Source organism: Sphingopyxis sp. NFH-91, from assembly GCF_021401285.1.
Taxonomy (GTDB): domain Bacteria; phylum Pseudomonadota; class Alphaproteobacteria; order Sphingomonadales; family Sphingomonadaceae; genus Sphingopyxis; species Sphingopyxis terrae_A.
In genome coordinates, this window is the sequence record NZ_JACBGA010000001.1 from 821,000 (window position 1) to 843,651 (window position 22,652).

The following is a 22,652-nucleotide window of genomic DNA, read 5'->3' on the forward strand; positions in this document are numbered from 1 at the left end:
TTTATCTGCCGCGATGCTGATCGACCCCATGCCATCCTGTCCCCTGTCCGCCGGCTCGAACCGGCTGTTGCGGGAATTCTAGGATGGTTCGCGACGGGTGCAACGATCACGCTGCCTTCCTTCTGCTCCATATAAAACAACAGCTTACGATGATCTCCGATCAGTTTTGTGCAGATTTCCGCATATTTTGGATATACAAAGTGCGGATATTCGCACATCAATCGGCCGATGACGGTGCTGGGAATCGATCTGCGCGCGCGGCGCTGGGCCTTGGCTGCGGGGCTATGTGCCTTGCTCGTCATCGCGCTCGCGGTCGCGATCACCGATCGGGTAATGCACGATCGCGCGCTGTCTGAGCAGGCCGGGCTCGCGCGTAACGATGCGGCGATATTGGCGTCGAGCCTGCGCAGCGAGCTCGACAAGTTCAGCCTGCTTCCGATCGCGCTCGCCGACGATCCTCAGGTGCGCGCGCTGGCCGCGGGCGACGGTGCTTCAGTGGCGCCGCTCAACGGGCGGCTCGAGGCGCTTGCGCGCCAATCGGCGGCGGCGGCGATCTATGTGATGGGCGCCGACGGCACGACGCTCGCGGCGAGCAACTGGCGGCTGCCGACCAGTTTCGTCGGGTCGAAATATGCCTTTCGCCGCTATTTTCACGATGCGCTCGTCAACGGTTCGGCCACCCAGTTCGCGCTCGGCACCGTCAGCCGCGAGCCGGGGCTCTACATCGCGCGGCGCATCGGGACGCGCGCCGCGCCGCTGGGTGTGGTGGCAGTGAAGGTCGAGTTCGACGGGCTCGAGAGGAGTTGGCGCGACACGGCCCAGCGCGTCTATGTGACCGATCGCGACGGGGTGGTGCTGTTGGCAAGCGACGAGCGTTGGCGGTTTCATCTTGCCCAGGGCGCGAGCGCCTACGCGCGCGACGCCGAGGCCGATCTGCGGCAGTTCGGCATTCGGACGCTGCGCCCGCTCGCGATCGTTTCGCCCAACGAGGGCGAGGCGGTGCGTATCCCGCTCCTCGACACGCGGCAGCCGATCCTTCCCGACGGATGGGTGCTGCACCTCCTCGCCGATCCGGCGCAGCGCGTCGATGCGGCGGTGGCGACCGGGCGGCTGGCGCTGGCGCTCGGCTTTCTGGTGCTGGCGGCCCTTGCCGCGACGGGCGTCGTGATGCGCCGCCGCCGCGATGCGCGAGCGCAGGCGCTGCTCGACGAGCGAACCCGCACGCTGCGCGAACAGCTGTCGCAGGCCAACCGACTGGCGACGCTCGGCCAGATATCGGCCGGCGTCGGGCACGAGATCGGGCAGCCGGTCGCTGCGACGCGGGTTTTTGCGGAAAATGGGCAAAAGATGCTCGCGGCCGGCGAGGTCGAGCAGGCGTCGGGCAATTTTGCCCGCATCGTCGATCTGGCGGACCGGATCGGGCGGATCACCGGCGAACTGCGGCGCTTCAGCCGGCGGCAACCTGCCGACCGCCGCGAAATGCCGCTCGGCGAGGCGATCGACGGGGCGCTGCTGCTGCTGCGCGATCGCATCCGGTCGATGCACGTCGCCATTGGCCTGCCGCCCGAGGAGGCAACGCAGGTCGTCGTCGCCGCCGAACATGTCCGGCTCGAACAGGTGCTGGTCAACCTGCTGCAAAATGCGCTCGATGCCGCCGGAGAAGGGGGCAGGGTGACCGTCGTCGTCGAGGCAGGGGGCGATGCCGTCTGTCTGCGCGTGATCGACAGCGGGACGCCGCTTTCGCTGGCGCAGGCCGACGATCTGTTCCGGCCCTTCGCGACGACCAAGCCCGACGGCCTCGGCCTCGGACTTGTCATCGCGCGCGACATCATGCGCGATCTTGGCGGCGAGCTTGCCTATGAAGCGGACGCATCCGCGACGACCTTCGTCATGACGATCCCGCGCGCATGACCGGCGCGCCGCCCACGATCTTTTTCGTCGAGGATGACGAGACGCTGCGCGAGGCGACGGTGCAGGCGCTGACGCTCGAAGGTTTCGAGGTGTCGGCCCACGCCGACGCCCCATCTGCGCTGCGCGGCGTCACCCCCGCCTTTGCCGGCGTGATCGTCAGCGATATCCGAATGCCCGGAATGGACGGGATCGCTTTTTTCGACCATCTGCGCGCGCTCGATCCCGAAATGCAGGTGATTTTCACGACCGCGCATGGCGATGTCGCGATGGCCGTCGAGGCGATGAAAAATGGTGCGGCGGACTTTTTTACCAAACCCTATTCGGTCTCGCGGCTAGTGCATGCGATCCGCAGGGCGCACGACCGGCGCGCGCTGGTGCTCGAAAACCGGCGCCTGCGCGACGCGCTGCGCGAGCGGGAGCATCGGCGGATCGGCGGCTCCTCGCAGACCGCCGAGCGGCTGCAGCGCCTGATCGCCGAAGTGGCGCGTGCCGATGTTGATCTGGTGATCTCCGGGCCGACGGGTGTGGGCAAGAATTTCGTCGCGCGGCTGGTCCACGACCTCAGCCCGCGGCGTGACCGGCCTTTCGTGACCGTCGATGCAGGCGTTCTGATGCACGACGACGCGAATCTGATCCTGTTCGGGCGCGATCCTTCGGTGGCGCTGTCACGGTCGGGCCTCGTCGAACGGGCGCAGGGTGGCACGCTGGTTCTCGACGAGATCGAGAGCATTCCCGAGCGCGCCAAAGCCCAGTTGCTGAGCCTGATCGATACGCGCCGTTTCCTCGCGATCGGCGCCGAGCGACCACGTTCGGTGGACGTCCGTATCATCGCCATCTCGCGCAGCGCGGGCGAAGGAGAAGGCGCCCGGCCGCTCGACCCCGCACTGCTCCACCGGCTCGGCGGCATTGCTATCGCGCTGCCCGATCTGGCCAGCCGGCGCGAGGATATTCCCGATCTCTTCCGCGAATTTGTGGCCGCGTTCGAGGCCGAACTGGAACTGGAGACAAGCGAACTCGGCGAAGCCGAGTGGCGCCATCTGCTGAGTCACGACTGGCCGGGCAATATACGCGAACTGCGTACCTTTGCCCGCAACTTCGCCACTGGTCTGACGCGAATCGCACAGGGCTCAGCCTACAATGCGGAGCCGCAAAGCCTACGTGAATTGGTCGCCCGCTTTGAACGCGCAGTGATCGAGGACGCGCTGCGCGATGCAAAGGGACAGGTGGACGAGGTGCAGCAACGGTTGTCGCTGCCGCGCAAGACGCTTTACGACCGATTGACGAGATATGGCCTCAGGGCCAAGGATTATCGACGGTAATTCGGATTGTCGTATCGGAGGAGGAACGGTGGCGCGGCTTCCGGAGCCCATCTAAGCCATTAATATTGAAACAAAATATCGAATTATTGGTTGCTGGATGTGTGACCTTAATGTGGCCCAGCCCGCTCGTCGCGGCGGTCTATCTGAAATGTGCTCTTCTCGGGATCGAGCTGGGCGATCTGCAGCGCTTCGCGTGGAAATATGCATTATGCCTCTGCTTCGTGCTCATCGGCGCAGCGCTCTTGTTCGGCGTTGTTCCGCTCGCAGCGGCCTAGCGTCCGCTTATCCTGCTAAAATAGTCGGACCGGTTCGGCCAGCGCGGGCCAGGAGCCGGCTCGCAGGCTTGCGTTCCGGCGCTCAGGGCTTCGCCGCCACCGGGAGGCGAAAGGGCGCGCCCAGCCGGTTGAAGGCATTCATTGCAGCGATCGCGATTGTCAGATCGACAAGATCTTTCGCCTCGAATGCGGCGGACGCGGCGGCATAGGCTGCGTCGGACGCATGCGTCTCGCTGATGCGCGTGACCTCTTCCGCCCAAGCGAGCGCTGCGCGATATTGTTCCGGGAAAAGGTGAGGGACTTCTTCCCACACGGGAAGCAGAGCGACCTTGTCGACCGGCATGGTCTGGAGAAGGTCCCGCGTGTGCAGATCGATGCAATGCGCGCAGCCATTGATCTGGGAAACCCTGAGGAAGACCAGGTGGATCAATTCTGCAGGAAGCGCGCTACTGTTTGTCACATACTGATGCACGCCGAAGAATGCCCTGGCTCCGGCGGGAGCGACTTCGGACCAGTTCAAGCGCTTCATATCATCATCCTTTCCTGTCGAGCCGGTGGCGGCATCACCTGCTTGACGAGGGAGAGAGGCAGACTGTGACATCGCAGCCGAAAAATTTCGTCTGCAGTCCCGTTAAAGCCATTGTCCGCTTGCCGCGCAGGGAGACCGGCTTTTGCGTCCATAATGGCAGGATCGCGGTTCCCAACTCCACGCCAGCCCGGCGCGCCGACCCACCGGCAAATCGGCATGGGCAAGCAATCAACCTGCATTTTTGATTGGGAGCGCGCGGCAAACATTCAATTCGGACCAGTCTCGCGCGCTGCTGCTAGAAGGCGATTTACCGCTTTGCAGGCAAGCCGGACGCCTTGTGAAAGGGGCGGCTCGATGTTCAAGGTTCTCGAATGCATTTCCGGCGAGCATGACATGCGGCTCGTCCTCCTCGCGGCTATTGTCTGGATATTGGGGAGCGCCGCGATCTTCCTCCTGCTCGGCCGATCGCTCGACTGCGTCGATGCCCGGCGGCGTCAATGGCTCGCGATCGCCGCGCTCGCCGCCGGGGTCGGCGTTTGGGCAACCCATTTCATTGCCATGCTGGCCTATCGCGGCGCGGTCCCGCTGCGTTTCGCGCCCGGGATGACCGCAACTTCGGTCGTCATCGCGATCCTCGCCTTCTGGTCGGCCTTTCTTGTTCTCGGCCGGGAATTTCGGCCCGCCGCGAGCGGGATGGCGGGCCTGATGGCGGCAATCGGGGTCGCAGCGATGCATTTTGCCGGGATGGCCGCGATCGATGCGCCGGTCGCCGTGCAATACGACTGGCCGGCGATCGCCGCTGCCTTCGTGCTTACCGCGATGATATTTGTCGCTGCCTTCTGGCTGTTCGGCAAGCTCAAGGAAAAATGGCGTATCCTGCTGCCCGCGTCGCTGGCGGTCGCGGCGGTTCTGCTGCTGCATTTTACCGCCATGTCGGCGACCTTGCTCGTGCCCGATCCGGCCCGCGGGCCTCCGGCGGCCGGAACCGGCGATGGCTGGCTCCTCGCCGCAACCGTCGTCGCGACGATCGCGCTTATCGGCCTTGTGCTTATTGGCGCCTTTCTCGATCGGCTGCTGACCGACCTTCGCGGTCTCACCGACGCGACGCTCGAGGGCCTTGCGGTGCTGAGCAACGGCCGCATTCTGGAGGCGAATAGCCAGCTTGCGGGTCTGCTGGGGGTCGAGGTGCCCGAATTGATCGGATCGCGCGCTGCCGACTGGCTCGTGCCCGCGGACGGCGAGGGGCTGGTGGCGACTCGCGACGGGCCGGCCGAAGCGGTGATCCGGCGCACCAACGGCGAGGATCTGATCGTCGAAATAGCGGCGCATGCGATCGAATATCGCGGTCGGCGCTGCCAGGTCCTTGCGGTTCGCGATCTTACCGCGCGCAAGAGGGCCGAGCAGCTTATCGAGCATCTCGCCTCGCACGACACTTTGACGGGCCTTCCTAACCGCGCCCGCTTCACCTCTGCGCTCGAAGCGCTCGCGCGGTCGGGCGAACATTTCGCGCTGCTGGCGCTCGATCTCGATCGCTTCAAGGCGGTCAACGACCTGTTCGGCCACGCCGCGGGCGATGCGATCCTCTGCCGGGTCGCTGCACTGCTGCGCGACGCGATCCGCGACGTCGATCTGGTAGCGCGGATCGGCGGCGATGAATTTCTGATCATTCAGCGCGGCGTCGGCGACGTCGCCGACACCCAGCGTCTCGCGGAGCGCATCCTCGCCGGCTTTGCTCTCGAGATGGACATCACGCGCGATCCCATGGCGGTGGGGGTAAGCATCGGGGTGGCACTCTTCCCAGGCGATGCGACCGATATCGAGCGGCTGCGCCATAATGCCGACGTCGCGCTCTATCGGGCCAAGGAATGCGGGCGCGGCCAAGCCTGCTTCTTCGATCTCGAAATGGATCGCCAGGTCCGCGAGCGGCGCGAATTGGAACATGACCTGCGCCACGCGATCACGCGCGGCCAATTGCACCTGGTCTTTCAGCCCCTCGTCGCAACCGCCGGCGGCACGGTCATGGGCTATGAGGCGCTGCTGCGATGGACGCACCCGACCCGCGGCTCGATCGCGCCCGAGATATTCGTGCCGATCGCCGAGGATGTTGGCGCGATCATCCCGATCGGCGAATGGGTGCTGCGCGAGGCCTGCGCTGCCGCCGCGCTCTGGCCCGATGACGTCAGTGTCGCGGTGAACGTCTCGGCGATCCAGTTCCAGCTCCCCAATCTCGCCGCCGTCGTCGCCGATGCGCTCGAGACGAGCGGTCTTGCCGCCGCCCGGCTCGAGCTCGAAGTCACCGAGAGCGTGATGCTGCGTGACCGGGCGGGCGCGCTCGACACGCTTCACCGGCTGAAGGCGCTCGGCGTGCGGATCGTGATGGACGATTTTGGAACCGGATACTCTTCGCTGAGCAATCTCCAGGCCTTTCCCTTTGACAAGATCAAGATCGACCGGAGCTTTGTCAGTCATGTCACCGACGACGAGTCGGCGCGTTCGATCATCCGCGCGATCGTCGGACTTGGCCGAAGTCTCGATCTGCCCGTCGTCGCCGAAGGCGTGGAAACTGAGGCGCAGCGGCTGATGGTGCTCGAGGAAGGCTGCCCGCAGGCGCAGGGCTTCCTGTTCGGGCGGCCTGCCGAATTCACGCTCGCAGGCCCGCGGCTTCGGGTGGTCGGCGGCTGATCCGGCCTTGGCGCTGAGGTACGATGCTCAAAGGCGTGCCCGTCCCGGCAGCGGCTTTGCTACGACGCCTGCGTGCCCGCAAAATGTGCCTCGATCGCCGTCATCCCGCGCCCGGTCAGTTCGATGTGCACGACCCGGAGATCGCGTTCGCACCGCCGCCGCTCGACAAGCCCGCAGGCGAGCAGCTTGTCGATCCAGCGCAGCGCGGTCGTCGGCGGAACCATCGCGGCAATGCACAGGCTGTGGACGCTCACCGGACGTGCGCGCGCCTTCTGGACATAGAGGTCGAGCAGCATGTCCCAAGCCGGTTCGCCGAGCAGATCGCCGGGCAGGGCCCGCTCGCGCCTGCGGCGGTTCGCATATTCCTGCTCGGCGCGTGCCGCAACAAGCAATATCATGTCGCTGCTGTCGTCAGCTTGGTCATCAGGCGAGCGGCGCATCTTGTGGAGCGCCGTCTCAAGCGAGGGCGGCTCGCTTGAGACCGCCGCGGCCGGGCTTTCGGCCTTCATAGCAGACCTCGCGCGCGCATGCTCGTCACGCGCTCGGCGCCCACGATCAGATGATCGACGAGCGGAATGTCGACCGCGCTGGTGAGTGCGGCGATGCGGCGCGTGAACTCGACGTCGCGCGCGCTCGGTTCGCTCGATCCGGTCGGGTGGTTATGCGCAAGGATGATCGCGTGCGCCCCGAACTCGAAGGCGCGCTCGAAGATATGGCGGATTTCGATGCCGAGGCGAGCAATCGTCCCGCGTGCGATCAGCTCGTCGCCCAGATAGCCCATGTCATGCGCGGCGAAGGTGACGTGGAGACATTCGACGGGCGCCTTGGCCAGCAATATCTGCAGATAATGGAGGAAGTCGGGATCGTCGGTGCGCACCACCGACCGGGTGATGCGTTCGCGCAGCCCTGCAATCATGAGTGTGCGCGCGGCGACGATCGCGTCGCGAAGCGGAACATCACCCCCGAGCGCCTCGAGCAATTGCTGCGGCGTTGCGGCGAGCGCGCGGCCGAGCCCGCCGAAGCGCCCGATCAGGCCGGCGGCGGCTTCGGGGGCACGGGCGCCCGCGAAGGGTTCGATGAGCGACGCCACGCCGGATAGGGTCCGATACGCCGCACCCGCTTCGCATGCGTGCGGATCGCCATGAAGAGAATGATCAGCAGCGCATAATAGGGGAGATAGTCCATCAGCGCGTAGGCGAGTTTCGCCACCTGGCTGTTGGCCTCGCGCGCGAAGTGCGCGATCACCGAGACCAGTTGAATTGCTGCGAGCCATAAAGGATAGACCCTGTTGGCCTGGATCGCGACGGCAAGAAAGACCGCCGCAATCAGCCCGTCAATTACGAGATGCCCGACGTCGACCGAGGCGTAGATCGTCCACCGCCCCACGACCGCATGATAGATGAGGTCGCCGACATTCATGAAGACGAGCGCCGCCGTGCAGATCCTCTCGGGAGCCGCTCCCCAACGCCTGGCGGCGATGATCAGGAGCAGCAGCGAGGCGATGTTGAAGGCCCAGATCCAACCCATGACCGGTTGGTGGCCCCGCGCGGCGGCGCCGTCAATCGTCAGGCGGCGGCTTCGGCTTGGGATTCGAGCTCGGCGAACGCCAGCGTGTCGTCGTGCCCCGGCATGCCGGTGATCTTGATCTTGTCGCCGACCAGCGCATTGTGCGAACGGAATATGTCGTTCGCGGCGCCGATGTCCGACTGGATTGCGCGGCCTAGGCGAACGATCGCTTCCTGGCCGACATGCGGCGCGGGAATATCTTCGACCTGGCGCGCGCGCAGGATCGATTGCATCACGTCGAGCTTGGCGAGCAGGCTCTCGTCGGCTTTCGCTTCGGCGAGACGGATCTGGTTGCGGATGCGCGCCATATAGGCGGGTACGGCGTCGGTCATGAGTTTACCCCCAGGGCCTGCGCGCTCGCTGCGCACGCCACAATATTTCGCGGCGGGGTCGTTAGCCGAGAAGGTCCGTGATCGCGCTCGCCGCGGCGAGCCCCAGCACGAGGCTGGCGACGATCCCCAGCAGCATCGCTATGATCGTCGCGATCCGGGCCAGCACGGCATGTTTGCCGTCGAGCACCCCGGGGACGATCCGCTGTCTTGCTTCCCGGCTCCACGGCGCTTCGAGCGATAGACTCAGGGCGTCTTCAAACCGGTCGGTGGCGGTTTCGTCCTGACCCGAGACGTGGCGCACGAGCCCCGGCTCGGCGAGTGGTAGAAATTGGGGTGGTGTTTCTACACATGGGTCGGCAGCGGGTTCGGAGGTGTCCGCGAGACTTGTCCAGTCGCGGTAGCGGCGCGCAAGCTCGTGCCGCGTCACGCCGCCGAGGCGCGAGCGCAGCACTTCGATGCGGCGGTTGACCGTGGCTTCGGCAATCCCGAGCGCATGACCGATCTCCTTGCTCGTCCGGTTGTTGGCGAGAAGGTCGAGGACGGCGATCTGCTTGCGCGTCAGCGCCGTGAAGGCGCGTTGATCAGGGTGTGGCCCGGTTTTCATCTGTTTGTGCCCCGCGTCTTTAACCATGAATCGGGCTCGGCGCACAAGCGGGCGCGGCAGGGTGATCTGCCTGACCAGCCCCGCCGCTTCGCGTTCCGAGTGAACGGGCGACCTCGCGCACCGCGCGAAACCAGGGCAGAATATGGCCGGAAGCGCGCCTTTTGCGAGCCCGATCAGAACGGCGACCGACGCGCGGAAACGCGCCGCCCGGGCGCGAGCGCATAAGGAAAATATTGCTGCAAAACTGGCAGTAACCACCGGCCCCTGGGAGCGCTTGCTATCTCCCGTCGGGTGCTAGCGAAGCGGCTCTACGATTGGCGCGGCAGATCGTCGAAATAGCGGTCGAGGCGCGTACGCGCCTTATTGGTGAGCCGGATGAAGCTGCGGCGTTTGTCGGCAGGGTCGGCATGCCGTTCGAGCCAGCCGCGTTCCGTCATCGTCTCGATGTGGCGCAGCGCGGTGGTGGCGGGCACATGCGCGGCGATGCAGAGGCTCGATACCGACACCTCATTGCATTCATAATGCGCAGCATAAAGGTCGAGCAGCATGTCCCAGGCAGGGTCGCAGAAGATATCGCCGAACAGCGTCTCGCGCGCCCGGCGCTGACGCAATCGTTCGCGAACAAGCGCGGCGCGTGCCCCGGGGAAGCTTGCGGGCGGAGCGGGCGGGGCCGCGGGAAGGCCGTTCGCGTCCCTTTGGATTGCCTCGATTTCCTGCGCTGCGCCGGCTCCGTGCTCGCGGTTTTGAGCAGGCCCTCCACGCCGTGCCAAGTGGGTGATCGGGGCGTCGGTGCGCTCGGGGTATTCGAACATCAGATATTCGAGGCGCGCGATCAGACTTTCGAGATTATCCTCGAGGCGGCCGAAGCGGCGCGGATCGATGCCCGACTGGCGTTCGAAACTCTCCCAGGATTGACCCATGATGGTCCTCCTTTCCTGGATAGGCTTACGACAGCTTCATGTCGCACCTTAACCTTGCGCGGGTGCCAATTTGTCTCCGATCCGGACGCATCGCGGTGCTTGCTTGCAGCGCGGAGCCGGTCAGAATTCGATATCGACGCGAACCGTATCGCTATAGCTTCCCGCGGGCGGGGTAGGCTGCGCGCCGTCGATGCGTGCGCGGTAAGTGAAACCTTGCGCCGCCAGCCCATTATAGACGCCCGCATTGATCTCGGCATCGCCGCTCGACCGGCGCTCGGCGCCGAGCGGCCCCCAGCGATCGGGCGAGGCCGCGCCCTTCAGAATTTCGTAAGCGAGAAAGGCGCTGCCATTGGTCATCCGGCGCTGCGCGCCCGCGGCGTGGGCGCCATTGTCGAGGCCGACGCTATAGGCGGCGCCGGCGCTGCAGCGGATGGTGAGCGTCTGGGTCACCGGCGCGAAACTGCCAACGAGCGGCGCGGCGCCGAAGTCGATCGCCGGGGCGTCGATCAGACAGTCTTTTTCGAGGATCAGGCTGATGTTGATCCGCACCGCGGTGCCGCTTCCCCAGTTGAGCGAGGTTACGAGCGGCACGGGACGCACAAACCCGGGGCTTGCCGAATAGGCGAGGCAGACCGCCACCCCGAGCGAGCAAACTGAATAATACCAGCGCAGATCGAGCGAGCCCGTATAGGTCCCTGCAGGCAGCGAAGCGGTCGGCGTGGTACGAACATAGATTGGGATCGATCCCCCGGCGCCGGCGAAGAGGCTGACGAGGCTGAACGAGGAAAGATCCTGGAAGCTTCCGACGCCGAGCGCGGGGCCGCCGGGCGCAAGCGAGGCGGCGAAGCCGATGGTGGCGCCGCCGGGACCGGTCAGCTGAAAGCTCGATGCCTCGACGCGCAGTCCCACATAATGGGTGGTGAGCGCCGCCAGCAATATGTCGCACGAGAGCCCTGCCGACCCGCTCGCCTGCTGCGCGGCGCTGGCGGCGGCAAAAGTCGATGTGGTGCCAAGATTGGTATTCGCGGTCGCAACGGTGCAGGCCGAGGCGGCCTCGGGCGCCGCCACGGCGAAGGCGGCGCCGAGCAGGCCGCGAAGCAAGGTCAGGCGGCGCATGGCAGGTCTCCAAGATCGATGACCGTATCGGCGGTAGCATCGGCGGCGGCGGGTTCGCCGAGCCGCGCGCTGCAGCGCGCGCCGTCGGGGAGATCGATGTCGAGACGCTCGCCAGCGTCGAAGTCTTCAAGATAGACGAAGCCCTCCCAGCCGACATAGCTGGTGACGGCGCCTGTATGGACGATCGCGCCGGCGGGGACCGGGGCGCCGCCGGGCAGCCGGAGCGTCGCCGTCGCGGCGCGGCGGATCTCGACCGGGAAGCGCACGACATGCCCGCTGCCGCGCGCCACCGCGACGCGCTGCTCGACGAGCGGAACGCGCGCGTTCGCCGGGAGCGTGAGCGGATCGATCGCATAGAGCGCGTCATAATAGGCGCTTGCCCAGGGAATCAGCAGCTGACCGTCGCCGTTCGTGCGCCCGACAAGCTGATTTTCATAGCGCACCGGAATATCGGGCGCGCCGGTATTCACCACGACAAAGGCATCGGCGATCCGGTTGGCCGCGAAAAGCCCACCGTCCATGAAGACGAGCGAACCGCTTGCGCTTCCCCAGACGGTCGCCTCGCCGTTGCCATAAGCGCCGCCGCGCAGCGTCATCGCGTCGGTGCGCAACGCGGCATCGCCACGCAGGTAAAGCCCGCCGCCATCGGCAGCCGCGGCGCTCGCATTCCATCCCCACCCGCCTGCCGCCGGCAGGGCGCGGCTATAGTCGGCGCGCCAGCCCATTCGCTGGCCCGGCGCGTCGAAGACGCCGGCGCCGAGCGTGCCGCGAGTCCCGCCGAGCGGAATGCTGACGCTGAGTGCGCCCGACCAGCTGCGGTCACCGAAGTCGTGCGACACAGTCGCGGCGAGACGGTTGCCGCTTCCCAGCGGCAGCGTCCACGCCGCATTGGCGAGGCGGCTCGCGCGCTCATCTTCGGCGGCAATATCGAAATAGCCGACCCCGAGGGTGCCCGCGCGGCCGAGCGCGAAGCTCAGCGCCGCCGAAAAGACGCGCCGCGCCCGCCACGCGCGCCCGCCCGCGGCGGCAGCGAGATCGGTGAAATCGCCGGTGCGGCGCGCGTAACGCAACGCGATCGAGGCGAAGCGCGACTGATATTCATAGCCGAGCGTCAACTCGCCGCCCGCGCTGCCGTCGCCGAAGCTACGGCTGTAGCCGCCGCTCAGCACGCCGCCGCCGCCGAGCGCGACGACCGCGCCGCCGCCGGCAAGCTCGGCGCCATCAGCGATCTCGGCGCGAATCTCGAGGGTGACCGCGTCGGTCACGCCGTGACGCAGCGAAGCGGTGGCGGCAATATCGCCATAATCGAAGCTTTTGGTGCCATAATGGTTGCGGAACGCCCCGAAAGCGGCGGCAAAATCGGTGAGCCCGGGCCGCAGCAGATCGCTTGCGACATAGAAGGGCATGGCGGTCTGGATCTTGCGCCCGTGCATGTCGGTGACGATCAGATCGGCTTCGCCCGCGCCGCTGACCGGTGGCAGGGCCTCGACGCTGAACGGGCCGGGATCGACGGCGCCGCCCGCGACGCGCTGACCGCCGACGATCAGATCGACGGTCGAGGGCAAGGCGGCGCTCCCCGAAAACTGCGGGAGCGGGTAAGTGATGATATCGGGGCGCACGGCGAAGTCGCGCGACACCTGGATACCGCCGAGCCGCACCGCGCTCGCCCAGCCAAGGCCGCGGGTGACGACATCGCCGACCTCGACCGTGACCGCGCTCGCCTCGTCGGAGCGCCGCCAGACGCTGTCGTAGCGAATATAGGCCTTGCCGTGTCCCGAGCGCAGCGCGCCCGTGGTCGATACCGTCCCTGCGGCGCTGAAGAAGCGCGCTTCATGGTAGAGCGAGGCGGCCGACTTCTGCCCGCTGCCGCCGCTGACATAGATGTCATAGTTGAGGAGTGCGCCCATGTCGTAGCGCGCGGCCGCCGCTTTGCGCGGCGTACCGCCCAGCCTCTGCCCTGGAAGCAGCGCGCTCGCGGCGACGATCTCGAGCCGCTGGCGCGGCGCATCGTAGCGCGCGCTGAGGCCAGGGAGCGTGTCGAGCCACAGCGGCGCGCCATCCGGCGCGGCCCTGATCCCGGCGCGCGCGAGATCGGCGGGCAGAACCGCCAGGCGCGCGCCTTCGCGCGTCACGCGGACGATGCGGCCGCTCGGCTTTGCATTTATGACGAGCTCGAGCATGAGCGTTTCGGGGGTGTTGAGTGTGGCAGCAGGCCCGGCGCCAGGCGGCGGGAGAGCGCCATATTCACCCGCATTGGTGCCGCCCGTCTCATCAGCGAGGGCGCCCGCCGGCAGGCCGCCGAGCACGCTCGCAATCAGCCCGGCGAGCGGCATCGCGATGCGCCCCCGCGCCACGGGTCATTCGTCCGCCGGTGCGAGCATTTGCCGCTCGCCCCCGTTGACGCCGGCACTGAGCCGCGCATGCGGTGCGCCCTCGGGGAGCGGCCAGCGGGCGCGGCTGCCGGCGAGCACATAGCCGAGGAGCCCCGGTGCCAGCGGGACGCTTCGCGCGCCCTCTTCGAGCCGCGCCTCGACCAGCCTCGCATGCAGGCTGCCGCTGTTGACGATCTCGACGAAGGTGCCGCGTGCATCCTCGCCGATCCGCCAGCTCAGCGATGGCGCGGGCGCGTCGGCGGGGTCCTTCCGGGCGCCGTTCCGCGAGGGGGCGGCGTACGGGGCCGGGACGAAGAGCGGCAGCGAATAGCGCATGCGGAAGCTCACGGCAGCGGCCGGCGCCGCTTCGGCGGCGGCGCGGGTCGGAATCTCATCGACGATGACGCGGTAGGCGTCTTCGCCCGCCGCCGGGGGAGGGGCGGTTCGTGTCAGCCGCACGAGCTGGCGCTCGCCGGGGGCAATGGTGACGAGCGGCGGCGAGGGCAGGACCCTGTCCTGCGCTGCATAGACATTCTGCCCCTCCTGCTGCGCCCAGGCGAATATCCGCACCTGCAGCGTGACCGGGGTCGATCCCGGATTTTCCAGCCACAGTGCGGCCGCCTGACGATCGGCCTCGATTACCGGATTGACCGGCCAGATCAGGAGCGAGGCCGGCGGTTCGGCACGGGCGAGGGCGGGCACGAGCGCGAAGAAGCCGAGCGCCGCCGCAAGCCGCAGTGCGGCGCGAGGAGGAAGGCGGCGCGTCACCATGACAAGGTCACCAACAACCGATCGTTGTAGAGACCCGGCGGCAGGGCGCCCGGCAGGGTCAGGCGGCCATAGAGCGGCAGCCTGATATCTTCGCTATTCGCATCGAGGACCGTGACCGGGGTCGCGGCGCCGACCGCGATCGGTGCGGCGCAGCTCCCGTCGCTGCACAGACTGTAAGCGATGCGCGCTCCGCTGTCGGCGCCGTGCTGGAGGTAGCGCACGCCGCCCGCTTCATGCTCGCCGCCGTCGATCGTCATGAGCAGCGCGGTTCCCGGCGTGCAGCGCAAGCGGATCGTCTGCGCAGCGCTTGCCGAGGCCGTGTGCGTGGCGGTCGAAAGGCTCATGTCGCTTCCGAAATCGAGCGTGCCCATCGTGCCCGCGTCGCCGCTCGATCCAAGCCCGTCGACGAGGCATCCCGCGTCGATCCGCGCGGCGACGCCGAAGGTCGCGCTCGTTTCGGCGCGCGCCGGGGTGCCGCCCCCGCCAAGGACCACGATGGCGAGGGCGGCCAGCGCGGCGCGCTGAAGCGACCGGCGATGCGCCGGCGATTGCGGCGCGGTGGGGCGCGCCGCAAACGGGGAGGCGGCCTGACGGGCCGCAAAAAGAAGGCGCGCGCCGGGCGTCACAGCTCGAGCACGACCGTGACGGTATCGCTATAGGCACCCGTCACGAGCCCCGGCTCGCCGAAGGCGCGCGCATAGATGTCAATCTGCTGTTCGGCGCCGGTAGCCGCGAGCGTGAGGCTGCCGCCGACCGGGATGACCGTGCTGCGCCCGGCATCGCTGTAGAGATTGTAGGACACATAATGGCCGGGACTGCTGGCGTGCGCCATGGCATGCGCGCCCGGTCCCGCGCCCGAACCGTCATTCTCGCCGGCCTCGAAAGACAGCGTCGGGACGATCCCGGGGCTGCACTGGATGCGAAGCGCGCCGCCGCCGCTGAGAAGTTCGCCATCGGCCTCGCTGAACAACGTATTCTGGGTGCCGAAGTCGATCGTACCAAAGTCGGCGCCACCGGCGCCGTCGCTCAGCGTCTGGCCGTTGATAATGCAGCCCGCTTCGAGTGTGATCGTCGCATCGATGCTGCCGGTGATGTCGGCCCGCGCCGGTGCTGCAAGAGCAAGGCCGAGAGTGGCGGCGGCGATGGAAACGGCAAATTGTTTCCTCATGACAAGACTCCTTCATTTCCGAACAGGATTAACGGATCTGAAGTTGTCTATTTAAGGAACAAACTTTTATATTTGGTATATGAGAGAAATATAGAACTTTATCGAAACTAATATTTGAAATATGCAAGTAATATATTCGCCTTGTCGCTTGACGAGGCGGTAATTGTATCTTTGGCACCACCCAAGGTGGCAAAGCTCGCTATGCCATGCGATATTGCCTGCGTCGCGGCCAAGCGCGCCCAAATCGGAGCCATCGGGAAAGCGTTGGCACGGCGCGCGATAAAAGCAGAGCGCGAACGGTCATTGACTGAAATGCAAAATATTGTAAATGTTCAGTTTTTCATGGAATCCTGCTTTGCTCCACTCCGGACCGGATCCTAACCATGTCTTCGCCAAGGTGAGCGACGCGGCTCCAGCGAACGGCGGTGGGGGCTGATTACCGCCGGTGGTGGCCCACGGTCCGGATGCCTTCAATCGCTATGCCGATCGCGATCCCAGTGCATCTGGTCGCCGATAGTCTTAACGATTAGGGTCGCTAACGTGCGCTCAATCTCGATGCGGTGCTCAAGCCTGCGCGTCGAGGTCGGGTCCGGGGCCCGGGCGATCTGGTTGCCGAGCCTCGCGAGCTGCATGCTTTTGAACCGGCCGCCTCTTTACAAAGCGCAAGGGTCGCGGACCGCACTGTCATCGAGATAGATGAAGGCGCGCGCTTCTCGCTTGGTCGGCGTAATCGAGCGTCAGATTGCCGAGGTCTGGTCTGTTTTTAGGGGCGCAAGGTCTCCCAGAATAATGCCCGCCCCTGAATATCTGTCGGCGGCGCGGTCGCGGGGGAGGCCCGCCCGCGCAACATTTACTTCGGCGCGACGCATCGTTCGGCGCTGCGGCGTGTTACTGCCTTGTCGGGGTGCGCGATGCGGCCGCCCTGCCGCGCGTCCGGTGCTTTATACGCGCCCCATAAGAAGGACTGGCGATGATCCGCTTCCGCACGCTTTTTCCGGCTCCCCTTATCGCGCTCTTCGTCGGCGCGCTCCTGACACTCATTGCGCTTGTGCTTGTGACAGGGGGGCTCTGGCTCGCGCTGCTCGGCGGGTCCCTCTATTATCTTGCCACAGGCGCTACGATGCTGGCTGCGGGCCTGCTCCTGATGCGCGGGCGGATGCTTGGCGGCTGGCTCTACGGCGCCGTCATGCTGTTCACGCTGCTCTGGGCGTTCTGGGAAGTGGGCGGCAACGGCTGGGCGCTCGTGCCGCGCGTCGTCGCGCCCGCCGTGCTCCTTGTCGCCGTGCTGTTCGCGATGGCCGCGCTGTCGAAGCGGCCCCGGCGCTGGCGATTTGCGCTTGCAGGGAGCGCGCTTGTCCTTCTCCTGCTGGCCACGGGCGGCGCCACCCTCGGCTGGCTGAATGCATCGCGCCCGCTCGGGCCGTTGCCGGCGAGCCGGATGGCGATGACCGACCCGGCGCTCATGCAGACCGGGGTCGACTGGCCTGCCTATGGCGGCACCGAAAGCGCGCGTCGCTATTCGCCGCTCGCACAGATAACTCCCGCCAATGTCGGCACGCTCAAGCGCGCCTGGACGATCCATAGCGGCGATCTGCCGTCCAGCGCCGCCAAAGGGACTTATGGCGCGGAGAATACGCCGCTCAAGATTGGCGACAGCCTCTACATCTGCACTCCGAAGAATATCGTCATGGCGCTCGACCCGGCGACCGGCAAGCAGCGCTGGCGCTTCGACCCGAAGGTCCCCGATGATGCAATCCCCTATACAGCGGCTTGCCGCGGCGTGAGCTATTATGCCGTTCCGACAGCAGCTGCCGGTCAGCCCTGCGCGCGGCGGATCATCTTCGGAACGCTTGACGCGCGGCTCTTCGCCCTCGACGCCGTCACCGGCAGACCCTGCCAGGATTTCGGGGCGAACGGTCAGGTCGACACCAAGATCGGAATGGGGAACACGCCCCCGGGCTATGTTTCGATCAACTCGCCACCGACGATCGTGCGCGGGGTCGTGGTGACCGGGCACCAGGTGCTCGACGGGCAGGACCGCTGGGCACCATCGGGTGTGATCCGCGGCTTCGACGCGGCAACCGGCAAGCTCAAATGGGCGTGGGACATGATGCATCCCGATTGGGACGGCTATCCTCCCGCAGGCCAGACATGGGCGCGGGGAACACCGAACATGTGGACGATCGCTTCGGGCGATGAAGCGCTTGGCCTCGTCTATCTGCCGATGGGCAATGCCGCGGCCGATTATTATTCGAGCCTGCGGCGCCCCGCGGAGAATGAATTTGCAACCTCGCTGGTCGCGCTCGACGTGACGACGGGCAAGCCGCGCTGGCATTTCCAGGCGGTCAAGAAGGACGTGTGGGATTATGATTTCGGTGCGCAGGCGACACTGATCGATTATCCGGGGGCGACCGGAACCGTGCCAGCGATCGTGCTGCCGTCGAAACAGGGCGACATCTATGTGCTCGACCGGCGAACGGGCAAGCCGCTGACCCCGATCGGGACGATCAGGGCGCCCGGCGGCGGCGTCGAGCCCAAGGATCGCGCGCCGACGCAGATCGTGTCGCTCTGGCACACGCTGCGCAAGCCCGACCTTACCGAAAAGGATATGTGGGGCATGTCGCCGATCGACCAGATGATCTGCCGTATCCAGTTCCGCCAGGCGAGCTACAAGGGCTTTTACACACCTCCCGAAAGCATGCGGCGCTCGATCGAATATCCCGGCTACAATGGCGGCACGGACTGGGGCGGGGTCGCTGTCGATCCCGTGCGCGGGGTGATCGTTGCCAATTATAACGACATGCCCAACTATGTGCGCCTCGTACCGCGGCGCAAAGCAAATGAAATGGGTTGGGCGCCGCGCGATCAGGCACGCGGCACTATCGGCGGGGCCGAAGGGGCAGGCGATCCCCAGGCGCATACTCCCTATGCGATCGACGTCAACGCCGGGTGGCGGTTGCCCTTTACGGGGCTGCTGTGCAAGCAGCCTCCCTATGGGGGCATTCGCGCGATTGACATCGCGACCGGCAAGACGATCTGGGACCGCCCGATCGGCACCGCCCGAACCAACGGTCCGTTCGGCATCCCCTCGATGCTGCCCGTTACCATCGGCACGCCGAACAATGGCGGCGCCGTGGTGACGGCGAGCGGTCTCATCTTCGTCGCGGCCGCTACCGACAATCTGATCCGGGCAATCGATCTTGCGACCGGAAAGACGCTCTGGTCTGACGTGCTGCCCGCCGGCGGGCAGGCGACGCCGATGACCTATGAAGCCAATGGCAAACAGTATCTCGTGATCTATGCCGGTGGCCATCATTTCATGGAGACACCCGTCGGTGATGAGGTCGTGGCCTATGCGCTGCCCTGATCGCGGGATATGTTAACAGTCAGGCAATCGATTCTCGTCGGGGTGGACCGATGAGTAACTCGCTTTCCCTTCGTCATCTAAAGGCGAATATCGTGCTCTTTGGCGCGCTCTTCGCCAATCTTGGGATCGCTGCGGCCAAATTGGTCGCCGCCGCCATCACCGGGTCCTCATCGATGGCCTCCGAAGGCATTCACTCGCTCGTCGACAGCGGCAATCAGATGCTGCTGCTCTATGGCCAGCGCCGGGCGAGCCGCTCGCCCGATGCCCGCCATCCCTTCGGCTACGGCCGCGAACTCTATTTCTGGGCGTTCGTGGTGGCGATCCTCATCTTCGCGGCGGGCGCGGGCATGTCGATCTACGAGGGTTGGATCCATATCCGCGCTCCTGCTCCGCTTCGCGATCCCGCGATAAACTATATCGTACTCGCGATTGCCTTCCTGCTCGAAGGTGCATCTTGGGCGCTGGCCGTGAGGGCTTTCGATGCCGGGCGCGGCGGACGCAGCTGGTGGCAGGCGATCCGGCAGTCAAAGGATCCCGCAGCCTTCATCGTCCTGTTCGAGGATAGCGCGGCGCTTGCCGGGCTCCTCATCGCCGCGGCAGGAGTCTGGCTCAGTCATGCGACCGGCGATGCGCGGATCGATGGGGTCGCATCGATCGCGATCGGCCTCATCCTCGCCGCAGTTGCCGCGCTGCTGGCCCGCGAAGCGAAAGGGCTATTGATCGGTGAAGCCGCCGATCCGGCGCTGATTGCCATGATCCAGCAGACGGTGGGCGCGCGTGCGGGCGTCAGTGCTGTCAACCATGTCCGTACCATTCACACCGCGCCAAAGGCGATATTCGTCGCGGTGAGCGCCGATTTCGAGGATGACTTGCGCATGGGCGACGCCGAGACGCTCATCGCGGCGATTGAGGCCGAACTCAAGGCGGCCGCCCCCGACATCAGCTCCATCTACATCCGGCCTGAACGGCGCGAGGACGCGCGGCTGATGCAGTCGGCGTCCGCCTGTGCTACCAACACCGGCGGCGCTCCCTCCACCCGATAGCCGAGGGAACGGCAGCAGCGACAGGAGGATGAAGGTGCAATATCCGCCCACACGGCACGCTGCTACGGCGTTCGGAAGGCCATAATGATGCCGCTCGACGGGCCGTTCATCGGCCGGACCAGCTGGCTGCTGCGCCAGTTCAGGAAGCAGATATGGGTCCGCGCGGCAATGTTCAGCCTCGCCGCGGTAGCAACGGCGGTGCTCGCCGCGATAGCCGAGCCCCTGATCCCCTATGACTTCAACCTCACCCTGGCGGCAGGCTCGGTCGGCAATATCCTCGATATCCTCGCTTCGAGCATGCTGGCGGTGACGACCTTTTCGCTTTCGGTCATGGTGTCGGCCTATTCGGCGGCGGCGGCTAACGTCACCCCTCGGTCGACCAAATTGCTGCTGAGCGATTCTGTCGCGCAAAACACGCTCGCGACCTTCATCGGCAGTTTCCTCTTCAGCATCGTGGGGATCATCGGCCTCGCCGCCGGCTTCTACAGCGACAAGGGGCGGATCATCCTGTTCGGCGCCACGCTTGCCGTCCTGCTGATCATTGCCGGCACCCTGCTGCGCTGGATCGAGCAACTGGGCAAGTTCGGGCGCGTAGGCGACACGATCAAGCGTGTCGAAGAGGCCGCGACAGCGCCTGCGGGGCAATGGGGGAACCGCCCGCGCCTTGGGGCGCGGCCCTGGACGATGATCCCTTATGGCGCGTCCGAAGTTATGTGCCCGGACGTCGGTTATGTCCGGCACATCGACATGGCCGCGCTCGCCGACATCGCCGCCGATGCCAGCGTCACCATTCACATAGACGTTATCGCGGGATCCTTCGTTCATGCCGCGCGTCCCGTCGCCTACGTGTCGCCGCCCGCGCACGATGTCTGCGCCGCCCGGATCGCCAAATGCATCACCATTGGTGCCGATCGCGAATATGATCAGGATCCACGCTTCGGGCTGATCGTGCTCTCCGAAATCGCGTCGCGAGCCTTGTCGCCCGCGGTCAACGACCCAGGCACCGCAATTGAAGTCATCGGTGCCGGCCTGCGCGTCATGCTCGCCTATGGCGATGCCCGGTCCGAGCCACAGGAGCCCTGTTTCGAGGGGCTTCACGCCCATGATCTGGCAGCGCGCGACCTCTTCGACGACTTCTTCAATCCGATCGCCCGCGACGGTGCGGCACTGGTCGAAGTCCAGATGCGCCTCCAGTTCGCCCTCGAGGCGTTGGCGAGGAACAATCGGGAGCTTTATGCAGATTGCGCGCGGTCGCACGCGGCGCGGGCGCTCGAACGGGCAGGCAAGGCCGGGATGTTCGACCATGATTTCGACCGCCTCAAGAAACGCGCGGCCTGGGTCGACGCGCTGCCCGACGAATAGAAGCGGTGCAACGGCCGCAGCGGACAGCAAGAAAGGAAGCGACCCGATGAGCTTCGTCATCACGCCCTTTGATGCGGCGGCAATCCTGATCGTCCTCGCCGCGGCGCTTGCCTATATCAATCACCGCTTCATCGGCCTGCCGACCAGTATAGGCCTGACAATCATGGGCGCCGTTGCGTCGCTTCTCGTCGTCGCGCTCGATCGTTTGCTGTCAGGGCCATCGGTGGCGGACGAAATCGTGAAATTTATCGCCGGCATTGATTTCCACGCAGCGCTGATGGACGGGATGCTCTCTTTCCTGCTGTTCGCGGGCGCGCTCCATGTCGACTGGACCGAAATGCGCAGGGGGCGCTGGGCAATATTGGCGCTTTCGACGATCGGCGTCCTTCTTTCGACGGCGCTCGTCGGTGCCGGACTTCACCTGCTTTCGGGCTGGATGGGTATCGCCATACCCCTGATCTGGTGCCTGGTTTTCGGGGCGCTCATCAGCCCGACCGACCCGGTCGCCGTCATGGGTGTCCTGCGCGAAACCGATGTTCCACCCACGCTGCAGGCGACCGTGGCGGGGGAAAGCCTGTTCAACGATGGCGTGGGAGTCGTGATATTCGCGATTCTACTTGCTACAGCGGCAAGCGGCGCCCCCCTTTCGCCGCCGCACGCCCTGCGGATGTTCGTGGCCGAGGCGGGCGGCGGGATTCTTCTGGGCCTTGTCATCGGCTGGACAGCCTTCAGGGCCATGCAGTCTATCGATGAGTATAAGACCGAGGTGATGATCAGCCTCGCAGTGGTGATGGGCGGCTACGCTCTTGCCAGCCAGCTGCACGTCAGCGGTCCAGTCGCGATGGCCGTCGCGGGGCTCATCATCGGCAACCACGGCGTCGCGCACGCGATGAGTGACATGACGCGCGATTATCTGCTCAAATTCTGGAGTCTGATCGACGACATTCTGAACGCGCTGCTGTTTCTGCTGATCGGGCTTGAGGTCGTTACCATTCCCTCCGACACGCGGATTATTCTGCTGGGTACACTCACGATTCCGCTCATATTTGCCGCCCGCTGCCTGTCCGTGCTGGCCCCTCTGGGCGTGATGCGAACCTTGCTCCCGCTGGGCAGGCTGGCGCCGATTACGCTGATCTGGGGCGGCCTGCGCGGCGGCATATCAATCGCCCTCGCACTCGGCCTGCCGGACGGCCCGGAGCGCCCCTATATTCTCGCGGCAACCTATATTGCGGTTCTCTTTTCGGTCATCGTGCAGGGCGGTACGATCGGACGGGCCATCAAATGGCGCGAAGCGCGGTCCTAGGGCCAGGGCGCG

At 65.9% G+C, this 22,652-nt stretch carries 21 protein-coding genes; 9 read left to right on the plus strand and 12 right to left on the minus strand.

Translation table 11 applies throughout. The features are described 5' to 3' along the window. The first annotated feature begins 228 nt into the window (after positions 1-228). From L0963_RS04055 to L0963_RS04065, 3 genes are all read left to right on the plus strand, one after another. Positions 229-1,911: a sensor histidine kinase gene (locus L0963_RS04055; protein WP_186402697.1), complete on the plus strand. Its 1,683-nt coding sequence runs from the start codon at positions 229-231 to the stop codon at positions 1,909-1,911. After that, positions 1,908-3,230, plus strand: a complete 1,323-nt coding sequence (locus L0963_RS04060; RefSeq protein ID WP_186402698.1) for a sigma-54-dependent transcriptional regulator — start codon at positions 1,908-1,910, stop codon at positions 3,228-3,230. The genes L0963_RS04055 and L0963_RS04060 overlap by 4 nt, the downstream gene beginning before the upstream one ends. A 101-nt stretch (positions 3,231-3,331) precedes the next feature. Next, a complete protein-coding gene (locus L0963_RS04065; RefSeq protein ID WP_186402699.1) occupies positions 3,332-3,505 on the plus strand; it encodes a hypothetical protein in 174 nt (57 codons plus the stop codon). Positions 3,506-3,587: 82 nt separating this feature from the next. Here L0963_RS04065 and L0963_RS04070 read toward each other — a convergent pair whose 3' ends face one another. Then, a complete protein-coding gene (locus L0963_RS04070) occupies positions 3,588-4,106 on the minus strand; it encodes a carboxymuconolactone decarboxylase family protein (RefSeq protein ID WP_234178579.1) in 519 nt (172 codons plus the stop codon). A gap of 282 nt (positions 4,107-4,388) precedes the next feature. Between L0963_RS04070 and L0963_RS04075 the strand changes: the two genes are divergently transcribed. Then, positions 4,389-6,716, plus strand: coding sequence for a bifunctional diguanylate cyclase/phosphodiesterase (locus L0963_RS04075; protein WP_217372584.1), 2,328 nt, complete (start codon positions 4,389-4,391; stop codon positions 6,714-6,716). A gap of 59 nt (positions 6,717-6,775) precedes the next feature. On the opposite strand, the gene L0963_RS04080 is transcribed toward L0963_RS04075, so the two are convergent. The 11 genes from L0963_RS04080 to L0963_RS04130 all read right to left on the minus strand — a co-directional run bounded on the left by L0963_RS04080 (position 6,776) and on the right by L0963_RS04130 (position 15,565). Continuing rightward, the gene (locus L0963_RS04080) at positions 6,776-7,225 is read right to left on the minus strand and encodes a MarR family transcriptional regulator (protein WP_186402701.1); all 450 of its coding nucleotides are present in this window, start codon (positions 7,223-7,225) and stop codon (positions 6,776-6,778) included. After that, on the minus strand, positions 7,222-7,806 hold the full coding sequence (locus tag L0963_RS04085) for a JAB domain-containing protein (protein WP_186402702.1): 585 nt from the start codon (positions 7,804-7,806) through the stop codon (positions 7,222-7,224). Before L0963_RS04085 ends, L0963_RS04080 begins: the two co-directional genes overlap by 4 nt. Further along, positions 7,746-8,243, minus strand: a complete 498-nt coding sequence (locus tag L0963_RS04090; RefSeq protein WP_186402703.1) for a hypothetical protein — start codon at positions 8,241-8,243, stop codon at positions 7,746-7,748. Before L0963_RS04090 ends, L0963_RS04085 begins: the two co-directional genes overlap by 61 nt. A gap of 38 nt (positions 8,244-8,281) precedes the next feature. After that, positions 8,282-8,614, minus strand: a complete 333-nt coding sequence (locus L0963_RS04095; RefSeq protein WP_186402704.1) for a hypothetical protein — start codon at positions 8,612-8,614, stop codon at positions 8,282-8,284. Positions 8,615-8,675: 61 nt separating this feature from the next. Next, entirely contained in the window at positions 8,676-9,218 is a 543-nt protein-coding gene (locus L0963_RS04100) for a LuxR C-terminal-related transcriptional regulator (protein WP_186402705.1), read from the minus strand. Between the two features lie 308 nt (positions 9,219-9,526). Further along, positions 9,527-10,138, minus strand: a complete 612-nt coding sequence (locus L0963_RS19790; protein ID WP_217372582.1) for a MarR family winged helix-turn-helix transcriptional regulator — start codon at positions 10,136-10,138, stop codon at positions 9,527-9,529. A 120-nt stretch (positions 10,139-10,258) separates the two neighbouring features. Continuing rightward, positions 10,259-11,254, minus strand: coding sequence for a Csu type fimbrial protein (locus tag L0963_RS04110; RefSeq protein ID WP_186402707.1), 996 nt, complete (start codon positions 11,252-11,254; stop codon positions 10,259-10,261). After that, the gene (locus L0963_RS04115) at positions 11,242-13,608 is read right to left on the minus strand and encodes a fimbria/pilus outer membrane usher protein (protein WP_217372581.1); all 2,367 of its coding nucleotides are present in this window, start codon (positions 13,606-13,608) and stop codon (positions 11,242-11,244) included. Before L0963_RS04115 ends, L0963_RS04110 begins: the two co-directional genes overlap by 13 nt. A gap of 3 nt (positions 13,609-13,611) precedes the next feature. Beyond that, the gene (locus L0963_RS04120; protein ID WP_217372580.1) at positions 13,612-14,397 is read right to left on the minus strand and encodes a fimbrial biogenesis chaperone; all 786 of its coding nucleotides are present in this window, start codon (positions 14,395-14,397) and stop codon (positions 13,612-13,614) included. After that, positions 14,391-15,023: a Csu type fimbrial protein gene (locus L0963_RS04125; protein ID WP_186402710.1), complete on the minus strand. Its 633-nt coding sequence runs from the start codon at positions 15,021-15,023 to the stop codon at positions 14,391-14,393. The genes L0963_RS04120 and L0963_RS04125 overlap by 7 nt, the downstream gene beginning before the upstream one ends. Then, positions 15,020-15,565: a Csu type fimbrial protein gene (locus tag L0963_RS04130; RefSeq protein ID WP_217372579.1), complete on the minus strand. Its 546-nt coding sequence runs from the start codon at positions 15,563-15,565 to the stop codon at positions 15,020-15,022. The genes L0963_RS04125 and L0963_RS04130 overlap by 4 nt, the downstream gene beginning before the upstream one ends. Positions 15,566-15,679: 114 nt before the next feature. On the opposite strand from L0963_RS04130, the gene L0963_RS04135 reads away from it, so the two are divergent. The 5 genes from L0963_RS04135 (at position 15,680) to L0963_RS04155 (ending at position 22,640) form a co-directional block, all read left to right on the plus strand. Then, positions 15,680-15,946 (plus strand): hypothetical protein, encoded by a 267-nt coding sequence (locus tag L0963_RS04135; protein ID WP_217372578.1) that lies wholly within the window; start codon positions 15,680-15,682, stop codon positions 15,944-15,946. 589 nt (positions 15,947-16,535) lie between these two features. Next, on the plus strand, positions 16,536-18,932 hold the full coding sequence (locus L0963_RS04140; RefSeq protein ID WP_217372577.1) for a membrane-bound PQQ-dependent dehydrogenase, glucose/quinate/shikimate family: 2,397 nt from the start codon (positions 16,536-16,538) through the stop codon (positions 18,930-18,932). 50 nt (positions 18,933-18,982) lie between these two features. After that, on the plus strand, positions 18,983-19,975 hold the full coding sequence (locus L0963_RS04145; protein WP_217372576.1) for a cation diffusion facilitator family transporter: 993 nt from the start codon (positions 18,983-18,985) through the stop codon (positions 19,973-19,975). Positions 19,976-20,059: 84 nt separating this feature from the next. Continuing rightward, positions 20,060-21,337 (plus strand): DUF2254 domain-containing protein, encoded by a 1,278-nt coding sequence (locus L0963_RS04150; protein ID WP_217372575.1) that lies wholly within the window; start codon positions 20,060-20,062, stop codon positions 21,335-21,337. Positions 21,338-21,383: 46 nt separating this feature from the next. Further along, entirely contained in the window at positions 21,384-22,640 is a 1,257-nt protein-coding gene (locus tag L0963_RS04155) for a cation:proton antiporter (RefSeq protein ID WP_062900512.1), read from the plus strand. Positions 22,641-22,652: the final 12 nt, after the last annotated feature.